Raw genomic sequence first — 24,964 nt, 5'->3', positions numbered from 1 at the left:
CGCAACGGGTCTCAGCGAGCGGTCCCTACCCTGATCGGGTGGACCCGACGCAGCTGGCTATTTCCGGGCCGCTGCTGGTGGCGGCCGGGGTGTCGTTGTTGGCCGGGCTCGTCTCGTTCGCCTCGCCCTGCGTCGTCCCTTTGGTGCCCGGGTACCTCGCCTACCTGGCCGCGCTGGTCGGGGCCGAGGCGCCCGCGGTCAGTGACGAAGAGGCGCGCAAGCGGGGGCGCTACCGGGTCCTCGGTGCGGTCGGGTTGTTCATCCTCGGCTTCACCGTCGTCTTCGCGGCGACCATCGGCAGCCTGGTGTGGCTGGCCGACGCCCTGCTGATCAACGAGGACCTCCTGCAGCGCATCGGGGGTGTGCTCACCATCGCCATGGCGCTGGTCTTCATCGGGTTGGTCCCCGGCATGCAGAAGGACCTCCGCATCCACAAGACCCCGCGCTTCGGGTTGGCGGGAGCTCCGGTGCTCGGGGGGGTTTTCGCCCTGGGGTGGACGCCGTGCATCGGGCCCACCCTCTCCGGGGTGCTCACCATCGCCGCCTCCACCGGGGGGACGGCGGCGCGCGGGTACCTGCTGGTGGTCGTCTACTGCCTCGGCCTGGGCATCCCGTTCCTCCTGCTCGCCATCGGCGCGGGTTGGGCGGTCCGCGCGACCACCTGGCTGCGGACGCACGGGCGGGCCGTTCAGCTCTTCGGTGGGGGCCTGTTGTTGGTCGTCGGCATCCTGCTGGTGACCGGAGTGTGGGGTGACCTCGTGTCCTGGCTGCGCAACGCCTTCGTCTCCGACTTCACCCCCGCGCTATGAGCGAGACGACCACGCGGCCGAGGCGCTTCCTCGCGTTCGCCCGCAACACCTGGCGCGGGCTCACCTCGATGCGGACAGCGCTGATCCTGCTGTTCCTGCTCGCCCTCGCCGCCATGCCCGGTGCCCTCCTGCCGCAGCGGTCGCTCAACCTGCCCCGCGCGCTGGACTACATCGACTCGCACGGCTGGTGGGGCCGGTTCCTCGACCGCCTCCAGTTCTTCGACGTCTACGCCAGCGTCTGGTTCTCGGCGATCTACCTGCTGCTGTTCATCTCCCTCGTCGGCTGCCTGCTGCCGCGCACCGTCGAGTACGCCAAGGCCATCAAGGCCCAGCCCGTGCTCACCCCGCGCAACCTCACCCGCCTCCCGCACAGCGGCGAGGCCGAGTCCGACGCGACCCCCGACGAGGTCGTGGCGGGCGCTCGGCGGCACCTCAAGGGGTGGCGGGTCCTCGAACGCGAGGAGGAGGACGGTGTCCGCACCGTCAGCGCCGAGCGCGGGTACCTGCGCGAGGCCGGGAACCTCGTCTTCCACTTCGCCATGCTCGGGCTGATCGTGGCACTCGCGGTCGGCAAGATGCTCAACTACGAGGGCCAGGTCATCGTCGTCGCGGACGGGTCCGAGTTCTGCAACTCCGGCACCCTCGGCTACGACTCGTTCAAGCCGGGGCTGCGGGTCGACGGCACCGACCTGGCGCCTTTCTGCGTGCGGGTCAACGGCTTCGACGCCAGCTACCTGCCCAACGGCCAAGCCGAGCAGTTCACCGCCCAGGTCGACTACCAGGCGGGCACCGACCTCGACGACGACCACTGGCAGCCCTACCGCCTCCAGGTCAACGACCCGCTGCGGATCGTCGGTGACCGGGTCTACCTGCTCGGCCACGGCTACGCGCCCACCTTCACCGTCACCTTCCCCGACGGGCAGCGGCGCACCCAGACCATCCAGTGGCGCACGGTCGACGCGCTGACCCTGCTCTCCGAGGGGGCCACCAAGTTCGACCCGCCCGGCGTCACCGACTCCGAGGAGCGGCGCAAGCGGCAGATCGCGGTCACCGGGCTGTTCGCGCCCACCGCGCTCATCGAGGACAAGGTCCTCACCTCCAGCCACCCGCAGCTGACCGACCCCGCGGTCGCCGTCGACGTGATGCGCGGCGACCTGGGCATCGACTCCGGCCGCGGCCAGTCCATCTTCGAGATCGACCAGTCCCTGGTGGACAGCGGCAGGCTCACCCGGGTGGCCAGGGAGAACCTGAAACCCGGCGGCGCCATCACCCTCGACGACGGCACGAAGGTCACCTTCGACGGCGTCCAGCAGTGGGTGTCGTTGCAGGTCTCGCACGACCCCACCCAGCTCTGGGTGCTGGTCAGCGCGGTGCTGATGGTCCTCGGCCTCGGCGTCTCGCTGACCATCAAGCGGCGTCGCGTGTGGGTGCGTGCGACACCGGCGGGGGATGGTCGTACGGTTGTCCGCGTCGGCGGTCTCGCTCGCACCGACCAGGCGGGTTACGGCGAGGAGTTCAACAGGCTCGCAGCACTGCTGCTGGATCCCCGGAGGGATAGCTGATGCCGGTCAACGAGACGCTGGCCAACTACGGCGACTGGCTCTACGGCGCCGCCGCGCTCGTCTACGTCTTCGCCATGGTCCTGTACACGACCGAGCAGGCGTTCACCCGCAAGGCCAAGAGGTCCGAGCAGGCCGAGGCCAAGGTGCTCGTCGGCGCGGGCGCGCCCGCCGAGGTGGCGGACACCCCGAAGATCGGACGCCTCGAGGAGCAGCCGGGCCGGGGCAGGGCCGACCGCGCGGGCCGGATGGCCGTCGCGCTGACCGTGCTCGGCGCGCTGCTGCACCTGACCTCGATCGTGCTGCGCGGTGTGGCCACCGGGCGCGCGCCCTGGGGCAACATGTACGAGTACGGCGCGGCCACCATGTTCGTCGCGGTCGTCACCTGGCTGGTGCTGGTGCGCAAGTTCGACGTGCGCAGGCTCGGCGCGTTCGTGCTCACCCCGGTCGTCATCCTGATGTTCCTCGGCGGCACCGCGCTCTACACCGCCGCCGCCCCCGTGCAGCCCGCACTCCAGTCGTACTGGCTGGTCATCCACGTGGCCGCAGCCATCCTGTCCAGCGGCCTGTTCCTGGTGCCCGGCGTGGTCAGCGTGCTGTACCTCGTCCGGGTGAAGCACGACGCGAACCCGGCCAAGTTCGCCCGCCTCGGCCCGCGCCTGCCGGTCGCCGACGCGCTCGACCGGCTCGCCTACCGCACCACGATCTTCGCCTTCCCGATCTACACCTTCGGCATCATCTGCGGCGCGATCTGGGCCGAGGCCGCCTGGGGCCGGTTCTGGGGCTGGGACCCGAAGGAGACCGTGGCCTTCGTGGCCTGGGTCGTCTACGCCGGTTACCTGCACTCCCGGGCCACCGCGGGCTGGCGCGGCACGCGCGCCGCCGTGATCAACTCGGTGGCCTTCGGCATGGTGGTCTTCAACCTGTTCTTCATCAACCTCGTCATCGCGGGCCTGCACTCGTACGCCAAGTAGGAGCCCGCTCCCCGTTGTTGCTCGCGCACACCGCGTCACCCCCTTCGGTGGGTGGCGCGGTGAGCGACTAACGTCGCAACTGCCCGGGTTGAGTTCGCAGGAGGGGTCACACGCGTGACTGGACGCCATGACGAGTCCGAGGTGGTCTGGCAGCCGCCTGCGGTGACGGAGACCGCGCACGGCGAATTCCAGGGCGAGCAACACGGCGACTTCGGGCCGGATCCCGAGCGCGCCGCGGCACACCTGGCCGACCCCGAACCGGGTCAGCACTCCGCCGACCGACTACCCGCCGTGGCCAACGGCGCGGACGTCATGCGGGTGCCCGAGCAGCAGGCGCCGAAGGACACCGGGTCCGGCGAGGAGCCGACGACCGAGTCGACCGCGCCGCCCGCCCCTTCCGCGCCCGCCGCGGACAGCGCAGACAGCGCGGACAACCCCGACAAGACCAGCGTGGTCAGCCGCGCGGACATCCACCAGCGACCGCCGTCCGGCCCGCAGCGGGTCAACCCGGCCCAGTCCGGTCCGCACGCCGCACCCGCGCACTCCGGTCCGCACCCGGTCGGACCCGGTCACCCGGGCCACTCGGGCCCGCACCCCGGCGCCCCCGGTCCGCACGCGGCGCGACCGGGCCAGGGCGGCCCGTTCCCGGGGCCCCAGCCGCCGCAGCAGCCGTTCCAGCCCGCGCCGTTCGGGGCGAACCAGGCGCCGCCGCTCAACCCGTACGGCCCGAACCCGGGCATCTCCGGCCCGCACCCGGTCGGCCAGCCGGGGTTCCCGGAACCGCAGCGGCCCTACGCCAGCCAGCCCCGGCAGGGCCAGCACGGCGAGGAGCTGTCCTCGGCGCGGCTGCTCAAGCAGACCAAGCGGACGCCGCAGTCGGGCTGGCGCAAGGCGGTCTACGTCGCCTCCGGCCACCTGATCAACGTCGGCGAGAGCCCGGCGGAGATCCGCAGGCGCGAGCTGATCGCCCGGGTCAACCAGCCGCTGCGCGGCTGCTACAAGATCGCGATGCTGAGCCTCAAGGGCGGTGTCGGCAAGACCACGACCACCACCACGCTCGGCTCGACCTTCTCGTCGCTGCGCGGCGACCGGGTGATCGCGGTGGACGCCAACCCCGACCGCGGCACGCTGAGCCAGAAGATCCCGCTGGAGACCACGGCCACCGTGCGGCACCTGCTGCGCGACGCGGGCCGCATCCGCCGCTACAGCGACATCCGCGCCTACACCTCGCAGGGCCCGTCCCGGCTGGAGGTGCTGGCCAGCGAGCAGGACCCGGCGGTGTCGGAGGCGTTCAGCGAGGACGACTACCGGCGCACGGTGGCGCTGCTGGAGCACTTCTACAACATCGTGCTGACCGACTGCGGCACCGGACTCATGCACTCGGCGATGAAGGGCGTGCTCGACCTCGCCGACTCGCTGGTGATCGTGTCCTCGGGCTCGGTCGACGGCGCCCGCAGCGCCTCGGCGACGCTGGACTGGCTCGACGCGCACGGCTACCGCAACCTGGTGGCCCGCTCGGTCGCGGTCATCAACTCGGTGCGGCCCAAGTCGGGTTCGGTCGACCTGGACAAGCTCACGCAGCACTTCGGTGCCCGCTGCCGCGCGGTCTGCCGGATCCCGTTCGACCCGCACCTGGAAGAGGGCGCGGAGATCGAGCTGGAGCGGCTCGGCCCGGAGACCCGACTGGCCCTGCTGGAGATGGCCGCCACAGTCGCGGACGACTTCCCCAGCGGACCGCGTCCGCGATAGCGGTTCTGGTGAAAGCGGGGGAAAGGTAAAGGATCCACCGCACCTCGGCGCTTGGTCCGCCCGGTCGCCGAGTGTGATCCTGCCGACTCCGGTGGACCGGTTCGCGGCGCTGGATCGGATCCAGCTGGATCGGATCCAGCTGGATCGTGCCCGGCCGACGGGCGCCGTGGCGGGATCGCGCCGCGCTGGTCAGCTCTTGGGGTCGTCGCCCGCGTCGCCGCGCTTGCGGTGCTCGTCGAGGCGGCGCAAGAACTCCGGGTCGTCATCGGGGGCGATGGTGCCGCCCTGGCGCGAGGACACGCTCGCGGCCTGCACGCCGAACGCCCGCCACAGCAGTACGCCGACCGTGATCGCGCCGACCGCGGCGAGCAGGTACAACATGCCGGACCACCTTTCCCGAACCCGGACTGGGGTTTCGAGGTTAGCCCGTTTGTCGGGTTCGTGGGGCCGCGCTACCCGCAACGATCACGCACCGAAACCCGGACCGGTGGCCACCGGCCGGGTGTCGGAGCTAACGCTGATCAGGCGTTCTGCTCGGTAGCCTCGGTGGTCAGCTCGGCCAGCAAGGTCTTGACCTCGGACTCGCGGAACCGGCGGTGGCCCCCCGGCGTCCTGATCGACCCGATCCGCCCCGCGGTGGCCCACCGGGTCACGGTCTTGGGGTCGACCCGGAACAGGGCCGCTACCTCACCCGGGGTCAGCAACCGCTCTCCCACGTGCGCAACGGTCATCGCCGCCTCCTCATCAACAGGTGAAACCAGGAGCATCGTGGCACTCCGCCCATCGGGTACTCGAACGGTTGGGTGATAGTAAAGAGGTAGTAAGGGACAAATCGGCCGGTTCGGACACGGCCCGCGCACGCCGTACGCTTGCGCCCCGTGGACACCGTCGATCGCCGCATCATCGCCGCGCTGCGCACCAACGGCCGGGTCACCTACGCCGACCTCGGCCGACAGGTCGGGCTCTCCGCCTCCGCCGTGCACGAGCGCGTCGGCAAGCTGGAGTCGTCCGGCGTCATCACCGGCTACCACGCCCAGGTGGACCCCCGGGCCGTCGGACTCGGGGTGACCGCCCTGGTCAGCATCCACCCCACGGACACCGCCGACGACGAGGAAGTCGCCGACGCGCTGGGGGACCTGCCGGAGGTCGAGTCCTGCTACCGGGTGGCCGGTGATGAGGCGTTCATCGTCAAGGTCCGGGTCGCCACGGTGGACGAACTGGAACGGGCACTAGGCAGGCTACGCCGGATCAAGGGGGTGGCGCGGACGCGTTCGACGGTCGTCCTGTCCACCCGCTTCGAGGGCAGGCCCAACACGGCGGAGGAACTCGAGGGGTAGCCTCGACCCGTGGACGAGGACACCCCGGTGGAGCAGGCGCGCGAGCGCGACTCCGCGCCCGGCACCCTGGGGCGGGACTTGGCCCTCTACACCGTTCTCCGGCTGGTCCTGGCGGCCGCGGTCACGACGGTGCTGGTGCTGTTCGACATCCCCCTGCTGGTGTCCGTCGCGATCGGTCTGGTCGTCGGGTTCCCCCTCGGGCTGCTGCTGTTCCGCGGCCTGAACACCCGGATCACGGCCGGGTTGGCCGTGAAGCACGCCGCCCGCAACGCCGAACGCGCCCGGCTCCGCGCGGAGCTGCGCGGCGAGGGCTAGCGGTCCGTCCAGGCGTGTTCCACCTGGCTCGGCCGTGCGCGCGACCGGCGGTTGGCTTGCCGCAAAACCGCAGGTAGACCAGAATGTTGGTACATGAGCGCCCTGGATCGCGGCTGTGCCAAGACTCGCGCCTGGGTCTGCGAGGCGGTGCGCATCATCGAGGCGGACGCGAACCGCAGCGCGGACACCCACCTGCTGCCGTTCCCGCTCCCCGCGCACTGGAACGTCCACCTGTACCTCAAGGACGAGTCCACGCACCCCACGGGATCGCTCAAGCACCGCCTGGCGCGGTCGCTGTTCCTCTACGCGCTGTGCAACGGGTGGATCGTCGAGGGCACGCCGGTGATCGAGGCCTCATCGGGGTCGACGGCCGTCTCCGAGGCCTATTTCGCCCGGCTGCTGGGCCTGCCGTTCATCGCGGTGATGCCGCGCACGACCAGCCCGGAGAAGATCCACCTCATCGAGCGCCAGGGCGGCCGGTGCCACTTCGTCGACGAACCCGGCGGCATCTACAGCGAGTCCCGCCGGTTGGCCGACGAACTCGGCGGGCACTTCCTCGACCAGTTCACCAACGCCGAGCGGGCCACCGACTGGCGCGGCAACAACAACATCGCCGAGTCGATCTTCGAGCAGATGGCCAGGGAACCGCACCCGGAGCCCGCGTGGGTCGTCGTCGGCGCGGGGACCGGCGGGACCAGCGCCACCATCGGCCGCTACATCCGCTACCGCAAGCTCGACACCCACCTGGCCGTAGTCGACCCGGAGAACTCGGTGTTCTTCGACGCCTGGCGCGACACCGAGCCCGGGCTGACCGGCTGCCGGGGCTCGCGGATCGAGGGCATCGGGCGGCCCCGGGTGGAGCCGTCGTTCCTCGGGCAGGTCATCGACCGGATGGTGAAGGTGCCGGACGCGGCGTCCATCGCGGTGATCCGGCGGGTCGAGCGGGTGCTGGGGCGGCGCGTCGGCGGGTCGACCGGCACGAACCTGTGGGGCGCCTTCCAACTCGTCGCCGAACTGCGCGCGGCCGGGGAGTCCGGCAGCGTTGTCACGCTGCTGTGCGACGGCGGCGAGCGCTACTCGCACACCTACTACGACGACGCGTGGATCGCGGCCCAGGGCATGGATCTGGCGCCCCACGACCGCGTGCTCGACGAGTTCCTCGAGACCGGCGCCTGGGTCAGCTGAAGCCCAGCGCCACGCCGGTCACCACACCCCAGGCCAGCATGGCGAGCCCGGTCTCCTTCAGCACCGGGATCAGGCCGAGACCGGTCTGACCGCCGCCGACCTTGCGCACCGCCGGGACCACCAGCGCCGCCGCGACCAAGCCGACCAGCGCCCACGGCGTGACGAACGCCGCCGCCGCGCTGACCGCGAACGGGACGGCGACCAGCACCTCGTAGAGCACCCGGGTGCGCGTCTCGCCCAACCGCACGGCCAGCGTGTGCTTGCCCGCCACGCGGTCGGTCGGGGCGTCGCGCAGGTTGTTGGCGACCAGGATCGCCGCGGAGAACGAACCCATGGCGACCGCGCCCGCCAGGCCCAGCCAGGTCACCCGGCCCGCCTGCACGAACTGCGTGCCCAGCACCGCGACCAAGCCGAAGAACAGGAACACCGCGATCTCGCCGAGGCCGGAGTAGCCGTACGGGTGCTTGCCGCCGGTGTAGAACCAGGCGCCGAGCACGCAGACCACCCCGATGGAGATCATCCACCAGGTGCCCGCCACGGCCACCAGCGCGAGCCCGGCCAGCGAGCCGAGGCCGAAGCAGGCGAACGCCGCCGCCTTCACCGCGCTCGCGGGCGCCGCGCCGGACCCGACCAGGCGCAGCGGCCCGACCCGGTCGGCGTCGGTGCCGCGGATGCCGTCGGAGTAGTCGTTGGCGTAGTTCACCCCGACCTGGAACGCCAGCGCCACCAGCAGGGCCAGCAGGGTGCGGCCCCAGGAGAACGCGCCGACCGCGCCCGCCGCGCCCGCGCCGACCAGGACCGGTGCCACCGAGTTCGGCAGGGTTCGCACCCGCGCGCCTTGGACCCACTCCGCGACTGTCGCCATCGCACCATCTTCATCGATCCCGGGTGCGACCGGTGGCGCCGCCCGGTGAGGGGCTTGTCACGTCCGGTGGCGGATCCACACGTTCGGCTCGACGTAGACCGCGTAGTCGTGCTCGACCGCGCAGTTCACCGGTACGAGCGCGCCCGGCACGGCGACCGGGCCGGTCTCGTCGAACGGCAGACCGGTCCAGTCCCGCCACTGCGCGAGCGTCCCGGCGATGGTCATCGAGGTGGGCGCCACGGACTCGAGCACGCCGCCCGCCCGGACGTGCACCCGCAGCCACGGGTCGAACGGCAGGCCGTCGTCCCGGGTCCGGTGCGCGTACTCGGTCATCGGCACGTCCTGGTGCGCGGCCTTGGCGCTGGGCCGGACCGGGGCGACCAGGGTGTCGAAGCCGAGCCTGCGGGTGTTGTCCCGCATGGCCCCCAGCAGCACCCCGGACAGGCCGCTGCCGCGCAGGTCCGGGCGGATGCTGATCTCGATCGCGGAGACCAGGTTCGCCGCCCGGCCCGCCAGCCGGTCCAGCGCGGCGCGCAGGATGACCCGGTCCCACCCGTCCGGGGGCAGGTCGTCCTCCCAGTGCACCGGGACGCTGTAGGCCTGCGCCACGGCCCGGTCCGGGTCGGCGCGGTCGTAGGCCAGCAGCACGTACTCGGCGTAGTACTCGCTCACGGCGTTGTAGTAGAACCCGCTGGTCGGGTCGTGCTTCATGAACTCCGGCCAGCCGCCGGGGAAGGCGGTCATCCACGGGGCCAGGTCCGGGCGTTCGGCGAGGGTGACGATGGCGAGGTCCACGATCAGCGGACGCTACCGAGCGGGCTTCGGCGCATCCAGCGAGATTCCGCGGGCGGGTGCTACCGAGCGGGCTCCGGCTCATCCAGCGAGATCCCGTTGGCCGCGGCCCGCATGGTCTCCGGCGACGGGGGCTGCCCGGGGGTGTCGGTGGCGAGCCGCATGCAACTGTCGATGAACGGGCGCATGCGCGTCTCGCAGGCGGCGAACGCGGTTTCGAGGCCCGCGGCGGACAGGTCCGTCTTGGCCAGTTCGGCGGCCAGCAGGTACGCGCCGACCAGCGCCAGGCTGGTGCCCTGCCCGCTGAGCGGGGATGGGCAGTAGCCCGCGTCGCCGACCAGGGTGACCCGGCCGCGCGACCAGGTGTCCATCTTGATCTGGCTGAACGAGTCGAAGTGGAAGTCCGGGGCGGTCCACATGGCGCGCAGCAGCGCCGGGGTCTCCCAGCCCGTGTTGTCGGCGAACCGCGCGGCCACCAGCTCGCGCTGGGCGTCGACGTCGCGGAAGTCGTAGTCGATGTCCGTGCCCTCGAAGCCGAGCATGCCGCGGGCCTCGGTGTTGTCCCGCGCGCTGTAGATGCCGACCATGGTGCCCTCCGCCTGGTGGAAGGTCTGCCAGTGGTCGAGGTCGAGGTGGTTGTCCAGGCTGAACATGGCCACGTAGGTGCCCAGGTCGCTGCGGAACCGGGACTCCTCGCCGAAGGTGAGCGCGCGGACCCGGGAGTGCAGGCCGTCGGCGCCCACGACCAGGTCGAACTCGCGGGACTCGGCGTGCTCGAAGGTGACCACGGCGCGGTCGCCGCTCTGGTCGATACCGGTGATGGTGTCGCCGAAGAGGTACTCGACCCGGTCGGCGGTGGCGCTGTGCAGCAGTTCGGCGAGGTCGTCGCGGAGGATCTCGATGTCGGGGCTGTCGATGACGCCGCCGGTCAGGGTCTCCTCGGTGGAGCTCATCAGGACGTTGCCCTCGGCGTCCACGAAGGACATCCCGCGCATCTTGGTGTGCAGGGCCGCGACTTCGGGGTGTAGGCCCATCCGCTCGACGACCTGGAGCGCGGTCCCCCGGATGTCCACCGCCTGGCCGCCGCGCCGCAGCGCGGGAGCCCGCTCGACGACGGTAACGGTCCAGCCGGTGCGCTGGAGCCAGTAGGCCACGGCCGGTCCGGCGATGCTGGCCCCGGAGATGAGTGCGGTAGGCATGTCGATTTCCCCCTGCGGGTTGTGCTCCTGCGGTCCGTCCCGCAAGCTGTGTTTACAACGTACATACAGATGTCTAGCCTAGTCAATGGTAAAGTTTTGCCCACGCTGTACTAGTACAGGAGATGTGTATGGAACCGCCGTACCGCCGGGTGGCCGCCGACCTGCGCGGGCGCATCGCCGCAGGGGAGCTGAACCCGGGTGACCGCGTGCCGTCGACCCGGCAGATCACCCGCGACTGGGGCGTCGCGCTCGCCACCGCGACGAAGGCGTTGCAGGTGCTCACGCAAGAGGGGCTGGTCCACGCCGTGCCCAGGGTCGGCACCGTGGTCACCGATCCCGCCGCGCGGCCGGTGGAACGCGCGGAACCGGAGGGGCTGACCAGGGCCCGGGTCGTCGCGGCGGCCATGGAGATCGCCGACACCCAGGGCCTGGCCGGTCTGTCCATGCGCGCGGTGGCGGCGAAGCTGGGCGTGGCGGCCATGGCGCCGTACCGCTACGTCGACAGCAAGGAAGACCTGATCCTGCTGATGATGGACGAGTCGATGGGCGAGGCGGTGTTCCCGGAAGGGGCGCCGCGGTCCTGGCGGGCGGGCCTGGAACTGGCCGCCCGCCAGCAGTGGCGGATGTTCCGCAGGCACCCGTGGCTGGCCCAGGTGTTCTCCCTGACGCGACCGCAGATCCTGCCGAAAGGGCTGCGCCAGGCCGAGTGGACGATGACCGCGCTCGCCGCCTTGAACCTGCCGAAGGACGAGAAGTTCCACGTCTACGTGACGATGTTCAACTACGTGCGCGGCACCGCGGTGAACCTGGAGTGGGAGCGTGAGGCCGAGGAGCAGACGGGCCTGACCGACGACGAGTGGATGTCCCAGAACGAGGGCGAGTTCGTACGACTGCTGTCTTCGGGCGACTACCCGGTTTTCGCCGCCATGGTCCAGGACTTCGACTACGACATGCGCCTGGACAACCTCTTCGAGTTCGGCCTGCTCCGCATGCTCGACGGGTTGACGGAGTACTTCCGGCAGGTCGGCGCGGTCAGTCCCGAGCCAGGAGCGTGACGACCGCCGCTCTGTCCACTTTGCCCGGTCCGCGTTGGGGAAGTGTTGGGAACACGCGGATCGGGCGGGGAACCGCAGGCGCGCCGAGTTCCGCGCGGACCGCGTCGGTCAGTGGTGCCAAGGGAATCGGCGCGGTGGTGACGACCGCGGCGGCGACGCGCTGACCCCACTCCGGGTCCGGGAGGCCGACGACGCACGCCTCGACGACACCCGGCTGCGCGGTCAGCACGCGTTCCACGGCGGCTGGGGAGACCTTCTCGCCGCCGGTGTTGATGACGTCGTCGGCGCGGCCGTGCACCGCCAGCACGCCGTCGGTCAGGGTGCCGAGGTCGGAGGTGCGGAACCAACCGCAGGCGAAGTCGGGGGACTCGGGGTCGAGGCGGTAGCCGTGGGCGAGGGTGGGGCCACCCAACTCGACGCGGTCGTCGGTGATGCGGACCTGGACGCCGTCGAGGGGCCTGCCGTCGTAGACGCAGCCGCCCGCGGTCTCGGACATGCCGTAGGTGGTCACGACCGCGACCCCCGCCTCCCGGGCGCGGGCCAGGGTCGTCGGCGCGGTGGCGGCCCCGCCGACCAGGACGGCGTCGAAGGCGCGCAAGGCGGCCAGCGCGTCGCCGCCCTCGGTGAGCAGCCTGGTCAGCTGGGTGGGGACGAGCGCGGTGTAGCGCGGGCCGGTCGCGGTCAGCACGTCGGCGGCGGCCTCCACGAACGGCCGCCCCCGGAAGCCGCCCGCGGGCAGGACCGCCAACGGGGTCCCGGCCAGCAGCGAGCGCACCACGACCTGCACGCCCGCGATGTGGTGGGCGGGCACGGCCAGCAGCCACGTGCCCGCGCCGCCCAACCGGCGGTGGGTCGCCTCGGCCGAAGCCCGCAGCGCCGTCGCCGACAGCAGCACGCCCTTCGGCGCGCCCGTGGACCCGGACGTGCGCACGATCAAGGCCGTACCGGGTTCGACCGGCAGGTCCGGCCGCAGGTCCGCGTCCGACTCGCCGGGACCGAGCGGCAGCACGGTGCCCGGTGCCGCGTCCAGCAGCGCCGCGCGCAGGGCGTCCGCCAGGGCGCGGACCGATCCGGGGCCGCCATCGAGGACAAGTGTGCGCACAGGGTCAATCCTGGCAGTCGGCCGGACGACCTACCCTCGGACCGGCGAGGCGTAGTGGGAAACCGGAGGTCAGCCATGTCCCAGTCGGACTTCGAGGAGTGGGTCGAGCCCGCGCCGCCGCGGCTGCGCGCGGACGTGCGGCGGGCCGAGGCCGACCCCGAGCGGCTGGCCCGGCCGTGGCGCAGGCCGCTCGACACCGCCCTGCGCGACGACTACCTCAAGCGGCTCGGCTGGGACGCCCCGCCGCCGCCCACCCTCGACACCCTGGTCGCCCTGCACCACGCGCACGTCGAGCGGGTCCCGTTCGAGGTCGTGTGGATCGCGATCGGCGAACCGCGCGGGGTGGAGCCGCTGGAGTCCGTGCGGCACGTGGTCGGCGGTCGCGGCGGCTACTGCTACCACCTCAACGGCGCGTTCGCCTGCCTGCTGGACTGGCTCGGCTTCGACGCGCACTGGCGGGTCGGCACCGTGCAGCTCAGCGCCGACTCCGAGCCGTTCCGGGCCTACGCCAACCACCTCGCCGTCGAGGTGCGCGGGTTGCCGTCCGCGCAGTCCCCGGGCGGTCGCTGGTACGTCGACATCGGACTGGGCGACGCCCTGCACGGCCCGCTGCCGCTGGTGCCCGGCCAGTACCGGCAGGGGCCGTCGGTGTTCGGCCTGCGCCCGTCCGGGATCGTGCCGGGCGGCTGGCGGTTCGACCACGACCCGCGCGGCTACTTCCACGGCATGGACTTCACGCCCTTCGAGGGGACGCTCGCGGACTTCGGCTTCCGGCAGAAGGCGTTGTCCACCGAGCCGGAGTCGGGTTTCGTACGCATCGTCAGCGTGTGCCGCCGGGACGCCGACACCGTCACGACGCTGCGCGGACTCGTCCTCACCCACCGCACCACCGAGGGGGAGGACAAGTCCGACATCGCCGACCAGGGCGACTACTTCGCCACCCTGGCCGACGTGTTCGAGCTACCGCTGTCCGATGTGGACACCGACCGGCGGGCCGCGCTGTGGGCCCGGCTGCTGGCCGACCACGAGGTGTTGCGCCGGGGCAAGTAGCCCTCAGTAGTAGTACGGGAAGCGGGACCAGTCCGGGTCGCGCTTCTCCAGGAACGAGTCGCGGCCCTCGACGGCCTCGTCGGTCATGTAGGCCAAGCGGGTGGTCTCGCCCGCGAACACCTGCTGGCCGATGAGGCCGTCGTCGATGGCGTTGAACGCGAACTTGAGCATCCGCTGCGCCGTCGGGGACTTGCCGTTGATCTCCCGCGCCCACTGGAGCGCGGTCTCCTCCAACTCGGCGTGCGGCACGGCCTGGTTCACCGCGCCCATCCGGACCATGTCCGCCGCGGTGTAGGTCCGGCCGAGGAAGAAGATCTCGCGGGCGAACTTCTGGCCCACCTGGCGGGCCAGGTACGCCGACCCGAACCCGCCGTCGAAGCTGCCCACGTCGGCGTCGGTCTGCTTGAACCGGGCGTGCTCGGCGCTGGCCAGGGTCAGGTCGCAGGTCACGTGCAGGCTGTGGCCGCCGCCCGCGGCCCAGCCGGGGACCACGGCGACGACGACCTTCGGCATGAACCGGATCAGCCGCTGGACCTCGAGGATGTGCAGCCTGCCCGCGCGCGCCGGGTCCACCGTCTCGGCGGTCTCGCCCGCCGCGTACTGGTAGCCCGTGCGGCCCCGGATGCGCTGGTCGCCGCCGGAGCAGAAGGCCCAGCCGCCGTCGCGGGGCGACGGGCCGTTGCCGGTCAGCAGCACGCAGCCGACGTCGGCGCTCATCCGCGCGTGGTCCAGCGCCCGGTACAACTCGTCGACGGTGTGCGGGCGGAAGGCGTTGCGCACCTCCGGCCGGTCGAACGCGATGCGCACGGCCCCCGTGTCCACCGCCCGGTGGTAGGTGATGTCGGTGAAGTCGAACCCCTCGACGGACCGCCAGCGAGCCGGATCGAACAGTTCGGAAACCTCGGGATCTGCCACGCCGCCCGAGCATGCCGGCGGACCTGTGGACAGTCGTTCGCGGGGTTGGCCGCCGGCGTGTCAAGCTGGGGTCGTGCACGACCTGGACTCGGCGCTGGCGGTCATCCGCGCGCGGGACGACACCGCGGCGAAGCACGCGCACGCGCTCTGGCACGTGATGCGCGCGACCGCGGCCCACCCGACCAAGGTCACCCGCTACGACGTGCAGCAAATGGTGTGGAGCACGCTCCCGCAGGCCCACCACAGCCCCGGCGGCCAAGGCGCCTTCGACGACCTGCACCAGACCTGCGAGTCCTTCGCCGAACTGCTCGACCTGCTCGGCCACGCCGACTACGCCGCGGTGTGCCGCGCCGAGACCACCCGGGCCATCCTCGACGCGGCGGGCGCGGACCCGCGCTACCGGGAACTCGTCGCCGCGGCCTGGCGCGCGTCCGGCGTCTGGCCGCCGGACACCCCGCTGATGACCTGGGCCGACCAGGGCGGCCCGATCGAGACGGCGCTGCACGCGGCCGCCGGGCGGCTGCTGGAGGAGGCGGTGGACGCGGGCACCCTGCCCGCCGACGGCGCCGACGCGCTGCGCGTCGGTCTGGTCATGCGGCTGCTCACCAGCCCGGAGAACGAGGGCGACGAGACCTGGTTCGTCCGGCTGCTCGACGAGCGCCTCGACGAGTGGACCCTGGGCCGCGGCAGCCAGACCCGCCGCGAGCTGATGGTCCGGCTGCGCCCGGAGGTCCGCCGCGCCCCGGAGAGCGACGGCGCGCACCTGCCCGCGCTGACCTACCTGCTCACCCAGTGCCAGGGCCAGGGCGCCCGGCTCACCGGCAGCGGCTACCTGCCGACCACCCTGGTCGGCGACCTGGTCGACCTGATGCCCACCTGCACCGAACTCGGCGGCGCGGGCCGCAGCGAGTCCCAGTGGCCGCCGGTGAAGCTGTTACGGGAACTGGCGGGCGACTTCGGCCTGACGGTCCGCGACGGCACCCGGCTGCGGCTCACCGACCAGGGCACCGCGCTGCTCGACGACGCCGACTCCCTCCTCATGACGGTGGGCGAGCGGTTGATCTCGCTGGACCGCACGGCCCTGGGCGTCACCCAGGAGGTGGTCTGCGCGGCGCTGCTGCTGGAGGACCGCATGGCGCCGACCCGGATCTTCGAGAAGATCGCCCACGTGCTCACCGAGGAGGGCTGGACCGACGGCGCGGGCGCCCCGTTCGGCCCCACCCACGCCGCCGAGATCGGCTCCTGGTTCCTCCGCCGCCTCCGCGTCCTCGACGCCCTCGACGCGGACTGGACCGCCCGCCGCGTCGGCCTCACCCAGGCGGGCCGCGCCATGGCGCGCTGGAGCCTGCGCGCCCGCGTCCTGTTCCGCCACCGCCCCCACGAACACCCCACCGCCGTCGCGGGCTCCTGACCGCTCCGGTCGCGGAAGCGTTCCCGGGGGCCGGTTCCCGGGGTTTCCCGGTGCGCGATGGGGCGGCGGGCGGTGTGATCCAGCTTCCGTTCGCGGGTGGCCCGGCCGGTTCGGTGGTGAGATTGGTTGTGGGGGAGCCGGTCCGAATGCGACTGACCGGCTGGTCCCGCGCCCGGACGGGAGCGCCGGTCACGCTCCCACGGGCGATCGACCCCGGCCGGTCTGCGTCACTTCGGCGGGTTGTGGTTGCCTGCCGCGTTGTCCGGCGGGAATGGTCGGGGGTCGGGTAGTTCCGAGTGGTTTCCGAGCGAGAAGGGGTGGAAGTGAATCCGTCCACCGCGATGGCCACCGTCGTGGTCGACGAGTTGGTCCGCAACGGGGTTCGGCAGGTCGTGCTGTGCCCGGGGTCGCGCGACGCGCCGTTGGCGTTCGCCTTGGCGGAGGCGGCGGAGCGGGGTCGGTTGACGCTGCACGTCCGCGTCGACGAGCGGTCCGCCGGGTTCTTCGCGCTCGGCCTCGGCCGCGCGACCGGCAGGCCCGCCGCCGTGGTGTGCACGTCCGGGACGGCCGTGGCGAACCTGCACCCCTCCGTGCTGGAGGCGCACCACTCGGGTGTCGGGGTCCTGCTGATCACCGCCGACCGGCCGCCGGAGCTGCACGGCACGGGCGCGAACCAGACCATCGACCAGCGCAACATCTTCGGTTCCGCCGCCGTCGCGGTGGACTTCCCGGTGGCCGAGCGGCGCGCCGGGCTCAACCCCGTGTGGCGCGGGCTGGTCTGCCGCGGTGTGGCCCGCGCCGAGACCGGCAGACCCGTGCAGCTGAACATCCCGTTCCGCGAGCCGCTGGTGCCGACCTTCGGCGACGAGTGGCCGGACGCCCTCGACGGCAGGCCCGGCGGCCTGCGCTGGACCACGTGGTCCGCCTCCCGCGCGCTGCCCGGCAACCGGGTCGACTTCCCGCTGCCCGCGCGCACCCTGATGGTCGTCGGCAGCGGCGACCCGGCCCGCGCGACCTCGGCGGCCGGGGTGGCGGCCAAGGCGGGCTGGCCCGTGGTCGCCGAGCCGGTCGGCGCGGCGGCGGCCATCGCGGGCGGCGCCCGGGTGCTGCGCGGCGGCCCCCTGCTGCTCGGCACGGGCGCGCTCCCGGCGCACTTGCGCCCGGACGCGGTGGTGGTCGTCGGCAGGCCGACGCTGTCGCGGGGCGTGCGCGGGCTGATGGACCGCGTGCCGGTCTACGGCATCGGTGACCATCCACAGTGGACAGATCCGCAGTTCGTGGCCACGCACGTGCGCAGCTGGCTCGACCAGGACGACCTCGCGCACGTCACCGGGCACGAGCCGGGCTGGCTGGCGGGCTGGCAGGACGCCGAGGACGCCGCCGGGGTCGCGGTGGCCGACCTGCTGGCGGATGAGCCGTGGCCGACCGGCCTGCACATCGCCCGCGACCTGGTGGACGCGCTGCCGCCGCGGTCCGTGCTGTTCCTCGGCTCGTCCAACCCGGTCCGCGACGTCGACCTCGTCGCCCACCACCGCCCGGACGTCGTGGTGCACGCGAACCGGGGCGTGGCGGGGATCGACGGGAACCTCTCGACCGCCGCGGGCATCGCGCTCGGCGGTGGCACCCCCGCGTACGCCCTGGTCGGCGACCTGACGTTCCTGCACGACGCCAACGGCCTGCTGATCGGCCCGGGCGAGCAGCGCCCCGACCTGACGGTCGTCGTGCTCAACGACAACGGCGGCGGCATCTTCTCGCTGCTGGAGCAGGGCGCCGCCGAACACCGCGGCAGCTTCGAGCGGGTCTTCGGCACCCCGCACGGGGTCGACCTGGCTCTGCTGTGCGCCGCGCACCGGGTCGCGCACACCCGGCCGAAGAGCGCCGCCGAGTTCCGCGCGGCGCTCGAGCCGCGACCGGGGTTGAACGTGGTCGAGGTGTGCGCGAGTCGGGATGGACTGCGAGATTTGCACGCGCGCCTCCGGTCTGCCGTCGGCGCGGCAATCACGGGTTGAGCTGGGTGGGGAGCGCCGGTTGGCGGGGTATGGGAGTTCGGCCGGGCTTCGCCCGGCCGACGGTGGGTGTGGCGATCTCGGGGTGATCCACAAGTCCGCTGATTAGGCTGGGCGCGTGCAGGAAGAGCAGCTCACCCGCCCCGAGCGCCGCCGGGCGATCACCGCGCTGGTCGCCATCGTGCTCGGCGGTCTCGTCGCCGCGCTCGGCGTGCTGCTCGTCGTCGCCGCGTTCACCGAGGACGCGGCCATCGAGGGGCGCACCGGCAACGCCAACGCCGAGGTCGTGAGCGTCTCCCCGGGGCGGACCCTGGTCCGCTTCCAGACCCCGGACGGCGCCGAGCACGTGCCCACGGTGGGCGTGCTCTACCCGGAGGCGCTGGCGGAGGGGCAGGTCGTGCGGGTCGAGTACGACCAGGCCAACCCCGACCTGGTCCGGGTCGCGGGGCGCGGCGCCGCGCTGACGATCCTGCCGGTCAGCACGGCCGTGCTGGGGGTCTGGGTGGTGGTGGGCGGCGTCCTCTACTGGCTGCGCCGCAAGGGCCCGCTGCACGTCCGCAAGCTCCGGCCCCGCCGGAAGCCCCGGGTCTGATCCCGGCGATGTGACAGTCCTCTGCGAATTTCGCTTTCCGGTGTAACATCAGGTGTTGTGGACCTGGAGCGCGAGTTCGACCGCGTCGTGGCGGCCGACCACCGAGTCGAGCCGCGGGACTGGATGCCCGACGGCTACCGCAGCACGCTGATCCGGCAGATCGCGCAGCACGCGCACTCGGAGATCATCGGCATGCAGCCGGAGGGCAACTGGATCAGCCGCGCGCCGTCGCTGCGCCGCAAGGCGATCCTGCTGGCCAAGGTGCAGGACGAGGCGGGCCACGGGCTCTACCTCTACGCCGCCGCCGAGACCCTCGGCGCGGACCGGGCCGAGCTGACCGAGAAGCTCATCTCGGGCAGGCAGAAGTACTCGTCGATCTTCAACTACCCCACCCTGACCTTCGCCGACGTCGGCGTCATCGGCTGGCTGGTCGACGGCGCCGCGATCTGCAACCAGGTGCCGCTGTGCCGCACCTCCTACGGCCCGTACGCGCGCGCGATGATCCGCGTCTGCAAGGAGGAGTCCTTCCACCAGCGACAGGGCTACGAGCTGCTGATGACCATGATGGGCGGCACCAAGCAGCAGCGGGACCTGGTCCAGGACGCGGTGAACCGCTGGTGGTGGCCGTCGCTGATGATGTTCGGCCCGCCGGACGCGGAGAGCTCGAACACCGAGCAGTCCATGCACTGGCGGATCAAGCGGCACACCAACGACGAGCTGCGCCAGCGCTTCGTCGACATGTCCGTCCCGCAGGCGGTCAAGCTCGGCGTCACCTTCCCGGACCCGAAGCTGGTCTGGAACGACGAGCGCGGCCACTACGACTTCGGCGAGATCGACTGGGCCGAGTTCTGGCGGGTCGTCAAGGGCGACGGGCCGTGCAACGCGCAGCGCGTCGCGCACCGCCGCCAAGCCCACGAGGATGGCGCCTGGGTCCGCGAGGCCGCTGCGGCGTACGCGGCCAAGAAGAACTCGGAGGCGGTGGCGTGAGCGGTTCCTGGCCCCTCTACGAGGTGTTCGTGCGCGGCAAGCGCGGCCTCAACCACGTGCACGTCGGCTCGCTGCACGCACCCGACGACGAGATGGCGCTGCGCAACGCCCGCGACCTCTACACCCGCCGCAACGAGGGCGTGAGCATCTGGGTCGTGCGCGCCGACGCGATCACCGCGTCCAGCCCGGACGAGAAGGACCCGTTCTTCGCCCCCAGCGGCGACAAGGTCTACCGGCACCCCACGTTCTACGCCATCCCCGACGACGTCCCCCACCTGTGAGGACCAATGGACAACGCCTACGACGGGCTGGTCGAGGACGGTAGCGAGGAGCGGCACTGGGCCTTCGGCACCGGCTTCACCGAAGCGCTGACCGGTGTCGACCGCGCCGTGCCGCCCCTGGTCGACCACGACGACCTGGCCGCCTACTGCCTGATGCTCGGCGACGACGCGCTGGTCCTGGCCCAGCGCCTGGCCGAGTGGTGCTCGCGCGCGCCCGAACTGGAAGAGGACGTCGCGCTGGCCAACATCGCCCTCGACCTGCTGGGTCAGGCCCGGATGCTGCTCACCCGGGCCGCCGAGGTGGAGGGGGTCGGCCGCGACGAGGACGAGCTGGCCTACCTGCGCGACGAGCGCGAGTTCCGCAACGTCCGGCTGGCCGAGATCGACTGCGGTCCCGGCCCCGGCGGCGACTTCGGCACCACCATCGCCCGGCTGCTGGTGTTCTCGTCGTGGCGGCTGGCGCTGTTCCAGCGGCTCACCGGCTCGCTGGACCCGGTGCTGTCCGCCGCGGCCGCGAAGGGCGTCAAGGAGCTGGCCTACCACCGCGACCACGCCGCCCAGTGGGTGCTGCGGCTCGCGGGCGGCACCGAGTACTCGCGGGAGCGGATCGTCGCCGGGCTGGCGCTGGTCTGGGCGTACACCGAGGAGCTGTACGTCACGCACCCGGTCGAGGCCGCGCTGGCCGACGCGGGCGTCGGCGTCGACCCGGCCGCGCTGCGCGCCGAGGTCGACGACGTGCTCGACACCGTGCTCCGCGCCGCCGGGCTGGACCGGCCCGAGGTGCGGCAGGTCGCCGCGCTCGCGGGCCAGGCCGGGCGCGACGGCGTGCACACCGAGGCCATGGGCTACCTGCTCGCCGAGCTGCAGCACGTGGCCCGGTCGATGCCGGGAGCGCACTGGTGAGCGCGCGGCGGGTCGCCGAGCAGGTACTCGACCCGGAGCTGCCGGTCCTCACCCTCGCCGACCTCGGGGTGCTGCGGGATGTGCAAGAGGTCGACGGCAAGGTCACCGTCACCATCACGCCCACCTACTCCGGGTGTCCCGCTCTCGACGAGATGCGCGCGGATCTCAAGGAGAGCCTTACCGAGGCCGGGTACACCGATGTCGACGTCCGCACTGTCCTGCACCCGGCGTGGACTACGGACTGGATCAGCGAAGACGGTCTGCGCAAGCTGTCCGACCACGGGATAGCCCCACCGCAGCGAATCGGACCGCGCACGGTCGGACCCATCCCGCTGAACCTGGAGCCCCCCACGCGACGGGTGGCGTGCCCGCGCTGCGGCTCGCACCGCACCACCGAGCTGTCGAGGTTCGGCTCCACCGCGTGCAAGGCCCTGCGCCGCTGCGAGGACTGCCGCGAACCGTTCGAGCAGATCAAGGAACTGTGACCGTGCGCGCCTTCCACCCCCTCCCGGTCGCCCGCGTCGACCGGCTCTGCGACGACGCCGTGGCCATCACCTTCGCCGTGCCGGATTCCCTGGCCGAGCAGTTCGCCTTCAAGGCGGGCCAGTACCTCACGTTGCGCCAAGACGTCGAGGGACACGAAGAACGCCGCTCTTACTCGATCTGCGCCCCTGTCGGCGCAGCGCCGCGGATCGGCGTGCGCAGGGTCGAAGGGGGTCTGTTCTCCACCCAGCTCGTGGACGACCTCAAACCCGGCGACAAGCTCGAGGTCCTCCCGCCGCAAGGCACTTTCACCCCGACCGTGGAGCCCGGTGGCTACCACGCGTTCCTCGCCGCCGGGTCCGGGATCACGCCCGTGCTGTCCATCGCCGCGACCGTCCTGGCCGCGCCGGACACCCGCGTCACGCTGGTCTACGGCAACCGCCGCTCGGACACCGTGATGTTCGCCGAAGACCTGGCCGACCTCAAGGACCGCTACCCGTCCCGCCTGCAACTGGTGCACGTGCTCTCCCGCGAACCGGGTGACGTGGAGCTGTTCTCCGGCCGCCTCGACGCCGACCGGATCACCGCCCTGCTCGACCGCGTGGTGCCCACCGCCGACATCGACCACTGGTGGCTCTGCGGCCCGTTCGGCCTGGTCCAGGACGCGTACGCGGTGCTCGGCGGGCGCGGGGTCGACGGCGGGCGGATCCACCGGGAGCTGTTCTACGTCGACGAGCCGCCGCCCGAGCCCAAGCGGGTCGACGAGCGGCGCGTGGACGGCCCGACGGCCGCGGTCACCGTCGTCCTCGACGGCCGCGAGACCACCCTGGCCCTGCCCTTCGACGAACCCATCCTCGACGCCGCCCAGCGGGTGCGCGCCGACTTGCCCTTCGCCTGCAAGGGCGGGGTCTGCGGGACCTGCCGCGCCCGGGTGGTCAGCGGCGCGGTCGAGATGCGCCGCAACTACGCGCTGGAGCAGCACGAACTCGACGCCGGGTTCGTGCTCACCTGCCAGGGGCTCCCGGTCACCGAAGCGGTCACGGTCGACTTCGACGCGTGAGCACGCACACCGGCCTCGGCGCCTGCCCCGGCACGGCCACCGGCCCGGTGGCCCGCCTCGGCCGTCCGCCGGTCCTGCCCGACTCCGCACCCGAGCCCGGACCGGACGAGCGGGAACGGGCCCTTGGCGCGCTGGAGGCCGTCGCGGTCGAGTTGGCGCGGCGCGCGGACCTGGCCGAGGACGGGGACGTGCTGGTCGCCGCCGCGTTGATGGCCCGCGACCCCGGGCTCGGCGCGAAGGTGGCGGAGTTGGTCGGGCAGGGGATGCCCGCCGCGTGGGCCGTCGACCGGGCCGTGGCCGGGTACCGGGACCTGCTGGCCGACTCGCACCTGGCTGCGCGGGCCGCCGACCTCGACGACGTCCGGGACCGCGCGGTGGCCCACCTGCTCGGGCTGCCGATGCCGGGCCTGCCCGAACCTGGTCACCCGTACGTGCTGGTCGCCGCCGACCTCGCCCCCGCCGACGCCGCGTCGCTCGACCCGGCGGTGGTGCTGGGCCTGGTCACCGAACGCGGCGGGCCGACCAGCCACACCGCGATCCTGGCCCGCTCGCTCGGCATCCCGGCCGTGGTCGCCTGCCCGGCCGCCGCGTCGCTTGTGGATGGTCAGCGGGTGCGGGTGGACGGGACCAGGGGCGTTGTTGTCGAAGACCCGGTGGATGAGGCAATCGCGAGCCCCGTGCTCGGTGGGCCCGGGCGCACCGCTGACGGTCACCGGATCGCCTTGCTGGCCAACATCGGCGGACCTACCGACATCGGCGACGTCGAAGGTGTTGGGCTCTTCCGCACCGAGTTCTTGTTCCTGGGCCGTAAGAATCCGCCGACAGTCGAAGAGCAGCGCACGGCGTATCGCGCCGTTTTCGAGCCTCTTAGCGGAAAACGAGTCGTAGTGCGCACAGTGGACGCCGGCTCGGACAAGCCTGTCCCGTTCGTGGCCGACGAACCGGAGCCCAACCCGGCTCTTGGAGTTCGCGGCCTGCGCACCGCGCGCCGCCACCTCGGCCATCTCCACGACCAACTCGACGCCATCGTCTTGGCCGCAGCCGACACGGGGGTCGAGCTGTGGGTCATGGCCCCGATGGTCGCCACCGCCGCTGAAGCCGCCGATTTCGCCGTAGTGGCACGGGAACGCGGTATCGCTCAGGTGGGGGTGATGATCGAAATCCCGGCTGCCGCGCTCCGAGCCGCGGACATCGCGTCCGAAGTGGACTTCGTCAGCATCGGCACGAACGACCTGGCGCAGTTCACCTTCGCCGCCGACCGCGAACTGGGCTCGCTCGCCGACCTGCTCGACCCGTGGCAGCCCGCCCTGCTCGACCTCGTCGCCCGCACCGCGCGCGCCGCCCGGGCGGCGGGCAAACCGGTCGGTGTCTGCGGCGAGGCGGCGGCCGACCCGCTGCTGGCACCGGTGCTGGTCGGCCTCGGCGTCGACTCGCTGTCCATGGCGCCGGTCGGCGCGCCGCACGTGCGCGCGGCACTGGCCGAGCACACGCTCGACCAGTGCCGTGAGATCGCCTCGGCCGTGCTGGCCGCCGGGTCCCCGCGCGGCGCGCGGGCGGCGGCCAGGTCGGTCAGGTCGGTCAGCTGAAGAACTTCGCCAGGACCGGCGCCAGCACGGCGACGTCCACGTTGTGCGTCTGCCCCTCCAGGGACACGCCCGTCGCGTTCGGCATCGCGTCGACGATCGCCGCCGCCGCGTCGCGCAGGAACGGCGAGCTCGCCGCGCCGTCGACCACGAGCGTGGCCGCCTCGACCCGGCCGACCGTCTCCAGCGTCGTGCGCGCCACGATCCGGGCGTCGTAGGGCAGCGTGTGCGCGAGCGCGGTCAGGTAGATCCACGACGGACCCTCGCGCATCTCCGCGATGCCCTGCGCCGGGAGACCGGTGGTGGCCAGGAACGCCTCCACCGCCTCGTCGCTGCGCCCACCGCGGATCCGCTCGGCCTGCTCGTCGGCGAACGCCTCCGCGTTCGGCGCGCCCAGCGGCGGCTCGTACACCGCGATCCGGTCCACCACGACCCCGAGCGACGCGGCCTTGAGCGCCAGCAGCGCACCGGAGGACATGCCGTACACCCAGGTGGAACCGACCTCGTGCAGCACCGTGGCGAGGTCCTCGACCTCGCGGTCCACCGCGTAGTTGTCCGTGTCGAGGCTGTCGCCGCGGCCCCGCCGGTCGTAGGACACCGCGGTCAGACCGGACTCCGCCAGCAGCTTGCCGAGCGGCTCGGTGGACGAGCGGTTGTTGAACGCCCCACCCACCAGGACCACCGGCTTGCCGGACCCGACCGCCTCGTAGACCAGCTTCGTGCCGTCCAACGACTTCACTGTCTTCATGGCC

26 protein-coding genes are annotated in these 24,964 nt (G+C 72.4%); 18 read left to right on the top strand and 8 right to left on the bottom strand.

The genetic code is table 11. The features are described 5' to 3' along the window. The first annotated feature begins 38 nt into the window (after positions 1-38). From V5P93_RS34865 to V5P93_RS34850, 4 genes are all read left to right on the top strand, one after another. Positions 39-809: a cytochrome c biogenesis CcdA family protein gene (locus V5P93_RS34865; protein WP_104477886.1), complete on the top strand. Its 771-nt coding sequence runs from the start codon at positions 39-41 to the stop codon at positions 807-809. Continuing rightward, on the top strand, positions 806-2,371 hold the full coding sequence (locus V5P93_RS34860) for a cytochrome c biogenesis protein ResB (protein ID WP_104477887.1): 1,566 nt from the start codon (positions 806-808) through the stop codon (positions 2,369-2,371). The genes V5P93_RS34865 and V5P93_RS34860 overlap by 4 nt, the downstream gene beginning before the upstream one ends. After that, on the top strand, positions 2,371-3,342 hold the full coding sequence (gene ccsB, locus V5P93_RS34855) for a c-type cytochrome biogenesis protein CcsB (protein WP_104477888.1): 972 nt from the start codon (positions 2,371-2,373) through the stop codon (positions 3,340-3,342). Before V5P93_RS34860 ends, ccsB begins: the two co-directional genes overlap by 1 nt. A gap of 114 nt (positions 3,343-3,456) precedes the next feature. Continuing rightward, positions 3,457-5,091: an AAA family ATPase gene (locus V5P93_RS34850; protein WP_104477889.1), complete on the top strand. Its 1,635-nt coding sequence runs from the start codon at positions 3,457-3,459 to the stop codon at positions 5,089-5,091. 189 nt (positions 5,092-5,280) lie between these two features. On the opposite strand, the gene V5P93_RS34845 is transcribed toward V5P93_RS34850, so the two are convergent. Next, positions 5,281-5,472: a hypothetical protein gene (locus V5P93_RS34845; RefSeq protein ID WP_104477890.1), complete on the bottom strand. Its 192-nt coding sequence runs from the start codon at positions 5,470-5,472 to the stop codon at positions 5,281-5,283. Between the two features lie 140 nt (positions 5,473-5,612). Beyond that, complete coding sequence (locus V5P93_RS34840; RefSeq protein ID WP_104477891.1) at positions 5,613-5,822, bottom strand: BldC family transcriptional regulator; 210 nt, start codon at positions 5,820-5,822, stop codon at positions 5,613-5,615. A 147-nt stretch (positions 5,823-5,969) separates the two neighbouring features. Here V5P93_RS34840 and V5P93_RS34835 point away from each other — a divergent pair, with 147 nt between their 5' ends. From V5P93_RS34835 to V5P93_RS34825, 3 genes are all read left to right on the top strand, one after another. Further along, positions 5,970-6,428, top strand: coding sequence for an Lrp/AsnC family transcriptional regulator (locus V5P93_RS34835; protein WP_104477892.1), 459 nt, complete (start codon positions 5,970-5,972; stop codon positions 6,426-6,428). A gap of 9 nt (positions 6,429-6,437) precedes the next feature. Next, positions 6,438-6,743 carry a DUF4229 domain-containing protein gene (locus V5P93_RS34830; protein WP_245931139.1) on the top strand — a complete coding sequence of 102 codons (306 nt, stop codon included), beginning with the start codon at positions 6,438-6,440 and terminating at the stop codon, positions 6,741-6,743. 93 nt (positions 6,744-6,836) lie between these two features. Next, positions 6,837-7,928, top strand: coding sequence for a PLP-dependent cysteine synthase family protein (locus V5P93_RS34825; protein ID WP_104477893.1), 1,092 nt, complete (start codon positions 6,837-6,839; stop codon positions 7,926-7,928). Here the strand turns inward: V5P93_RS34825 and V5P93_RS34820 are convergent. Genes V5P93_RS34820 through V5P93_RS34810 form a run of 3 tightly spaced genes read right to left on the bottom strand, consistent with a single transcriptional unit; the run spans position 7,921 to position 10,784 of the window. Then, positions 7,921-8,793, bottom strand: coding sequence for a 1,4-dihydroxy-2-naphthoate polyprenyltransferase (locus tag V5P93_RS34820; RefSeq protein WP_104477894.1), 873 nt, complete (start codon positions 8,791-8,793; stop codon positions 7,921-7,923). The two genes, V5P93_RS34825 and V5P93_RS34820, sit on opposite strands and share 8 nt — an antisense overlap. 57 nt (positions 8,794-8,850) lie before the next feature. Beyond that, complete coding sequence (locus tag V5P93_RS34815; protein ID WP_104477895.1) at positions 8,851-9,588, bottom strand: N-acetyltransferase; 738 nt, start codon at positions 9,586-9,588, stop codon at positions 8,851-8,853. A 59-nt stretch (positions 9,589-9,647) separates the two neighbouring features. Continuing rightward, the gene (locus V5P93_RS34810) at positions 9,648-10,784 is read right to left on the bottom strand and encodes an FAD-dependent monooxygenase (protein ID WP_104477896.1); all 1,137 of its coding nucleotides are present in this window, start codon (positions 10,782-10,784) and stop codon (positions 9,648-9,650) included. Between the two features lie 128 nt (positions 10,785-10,912). On the opposite strand from V5P93_RS34810, the gene V5P93_RS34805 reads away from it, so the two are divergent. After that, on the top strand, positions 10,913-11,839 hold the full coding sequence (locus V5P93_RS34805; protein ID WP_104477897.1) for a TetR/AcrR family transcriptional regulator C-terminal domain-containing protein: 927 nt from the start codon (positions 10,913-10,915) through the stop codon (positions 11,837-11,839). Here the strand turns inward: V5P93_RS34805 and menE are convergent. Then, the gene (menE, locus tag V5P93_RS34800) at positions 11,817-12,941 is read right to left on the bottom strand and encodes an o-succinylbenzoate--CoA ligase (protein ID WP_104477898.1); all 1,125 of its coding nucleotides are present in this window, start codon (positions 12,939-12,941) and stop codon (positions 11,817-11,819) included. The two genes, V5P93_RS34805 and menE, sit on opposite strands and share 23 nt — an antisense overlap. A 75-nt stretch (positions 12,942-13,016) precedes the next feature. Between menE and V5P93_RS34795 the strand changes: the two genes are divergently transcribed. After that, positions 13,017-13,991 (top strand): arylamine N-acetyltransferase, encoded by a 975-nt coding sequence (locus V5P93_RS34795; RefSeq protein ID WP_104477899.1) that lies wholly within the window; start codon positions 13,017-13,019, stop codon positions 13,989-13,991. A gap of 3 nt (positions 13,992-13,994) precedes the next feature. On the opposite strand, the gene V5P93_RS34790 is transcribed toward V5P93_RS34795, so the two are convergent. Continuing rightward, positions 13,995-14,906: a 1,4-dihydroxy-2-naphthoyl-CoA synthase gene (locus tag V5P93_RS34790; protein WP_104477900.1), complete on the bottom strand. Its 912-nt coding sequence runs from the start codon at positions 14,904-14,906 to the stop codon at positions 13,995-13,997. Positions 14,907-14,979: 73 nt separating this feature from the next. On the opposite strand from V5P93_RS34790, the gene V5P93_RS34785 reads away from it, so the two are divergent. The 9 genes from V5P93_RS34785 (at position 14,980) to V5P93_RS34745 (ending at position 24,215) form a co-directional block, all read left to right on the top strand. After that, positions 14,980-16,317, top strand: coding sequence for a hypothetical protein (locus V5P93_RS34785; RefSeq protein ID WP_104477901.1), 1,338 nt, complete (start codon positions 14,980-14,982; stop codon positions 16,315-16,317). 323 nt (positions 16,318-16,640) lie between these two features. Then, entirely contained in the window at positions 16,641-18,326 is a 1,686-nt protein-coding gene (gene menD / locus V5P93_RS34780) for a 2-succinyl-5-enolpyruvyl-6-hydroxy-3-cyclohexene-1-carboxylic-acid synthase (RefSeq protein WP_104477902.1), read from the top strand. A 115-nt stretch (positions 18,327-18,441) separates the two neighbouring features. Then, positions 18,442-18,915, top strand: a complete 474-nt coding sequence (locus V5P93_RS34775; protein ID WP_104477903.1) for a DUF3592 domain-containing protein — start codon at positions 18,442-18,444, stop codon at positions 18,913-18,915. A gap of 57 nt (positions 18,916-18,972) precedes the next feature. Further along, on the top strand, positions 18,973-19,902 hold the full coding sequence (gene paaA, locus V5P93_RS34770) for a 1,2-phenylacetyl-CoA epoxidase subunit PaaA (RefSeq protein ID WP_104477904.1): 930 nt from the start codon (positions 18,973-18,975) through the stop codon (positions 19,900-19,902). Then, positions 19,899-20,183, top strand: coding sequence for a 1,2-phenylacetyl-CoA epoxidase subunit PaaB (paaB, locus tag V5P93_RS34765; protein WP_104477905.1), 285 nt, complete (start codon positions 19,899-19,901; stop codon positions 20,181-20,183). Before paaA ends, paaB begins: the two co-directional genes overlap by 4 nt. A 6-nt stretch (positions 20,184-20,189) precedes the next feature. Then, positions 20,190-21,086 carry a 1,2-phenylacetyl-CoA epoxidase subunit PaaC gene (paaC, locus tag V5P93_RS34760; protein ID WP_104477906.1) on the top strand — a complete coding sequence of 299 codons (897 nt, stop codon included), beginning with the start codon at positions 20,190-20,192 and terminating at the stop codon, positions 21,084-21,086. Continuing rightward, on the top strand, positions 21,080-21,571 hold the full coding sequence (paaD, locus tag V5P93_RS34755) for a 1,2-phenylacetyl-CoA epoxidase subunit PaaD (protein ID WP_104478290.1): 492 nt from the start codon (positions 21,080-21,082) through the stop codon (positions 21,569-21,571). Before paaC ends, paaD begins: the two co-directional genes overlap by 7 nt. A gap of 2 nt (positions 21,572-21,573) precedes the next feature. After that, positions 21,574-22,629, top strand: a complete 1,056-nt coding sequence (gene paaE / locus V5P93_RS34750) for a 1,2-phenylacetyl-CoA epoxidase subunit PaaE (RefSeq protein ID WP_104478291.1) — start codon at positions 21,574-21,576, stop codon at positions 22,627-22,629. Continuing rightward, positions 22,626-24,215, top strand: a complete 1,590-nt coding sequence (locus V5P93_RS34745; protein WP_104477907.1) for a putative PEP-binding protein — start codon at positions 22,626-22,628, stop codon at positions 24,213-24,215. The genes paaE and V5P93_RS34745 overlap by 4 nt, the downstream gene beginning before the upstream one ends. Here the strand turns inward: V5P93_RS34745 and V5P93_RS34740 are convergent. Further along, a complete protein-coding gene (locus V5P93_RS34740; protein ID WP_104477908.1) occupies positions 24,208-24,960 on the bottom strand; it encodes an alpha/beta fold hydrolase in 753 nt (250 codons plus the stop codon). The two genes, V5P93_RS34745 and V5P93_RS34740, sit on opposite strands and share 8 nt — an antisense overlap. Positions 24,961-24,964: the final 4 nt, after the last annotated feature.

Origin of the sequence: Actinokineospora auranticolor (genome assembly GCF_041897805.1) — a bacterium.
Lineage (GTDB): Bacteria > Actinomycetota > Actinomycetes > Mycobacteriales > Pseudonocardiaceae > Actinokineospora > Actinokineospora auranticolor.
This window is presented reverse-complemented; position numbering and strand designations above follow the sequence as displayed.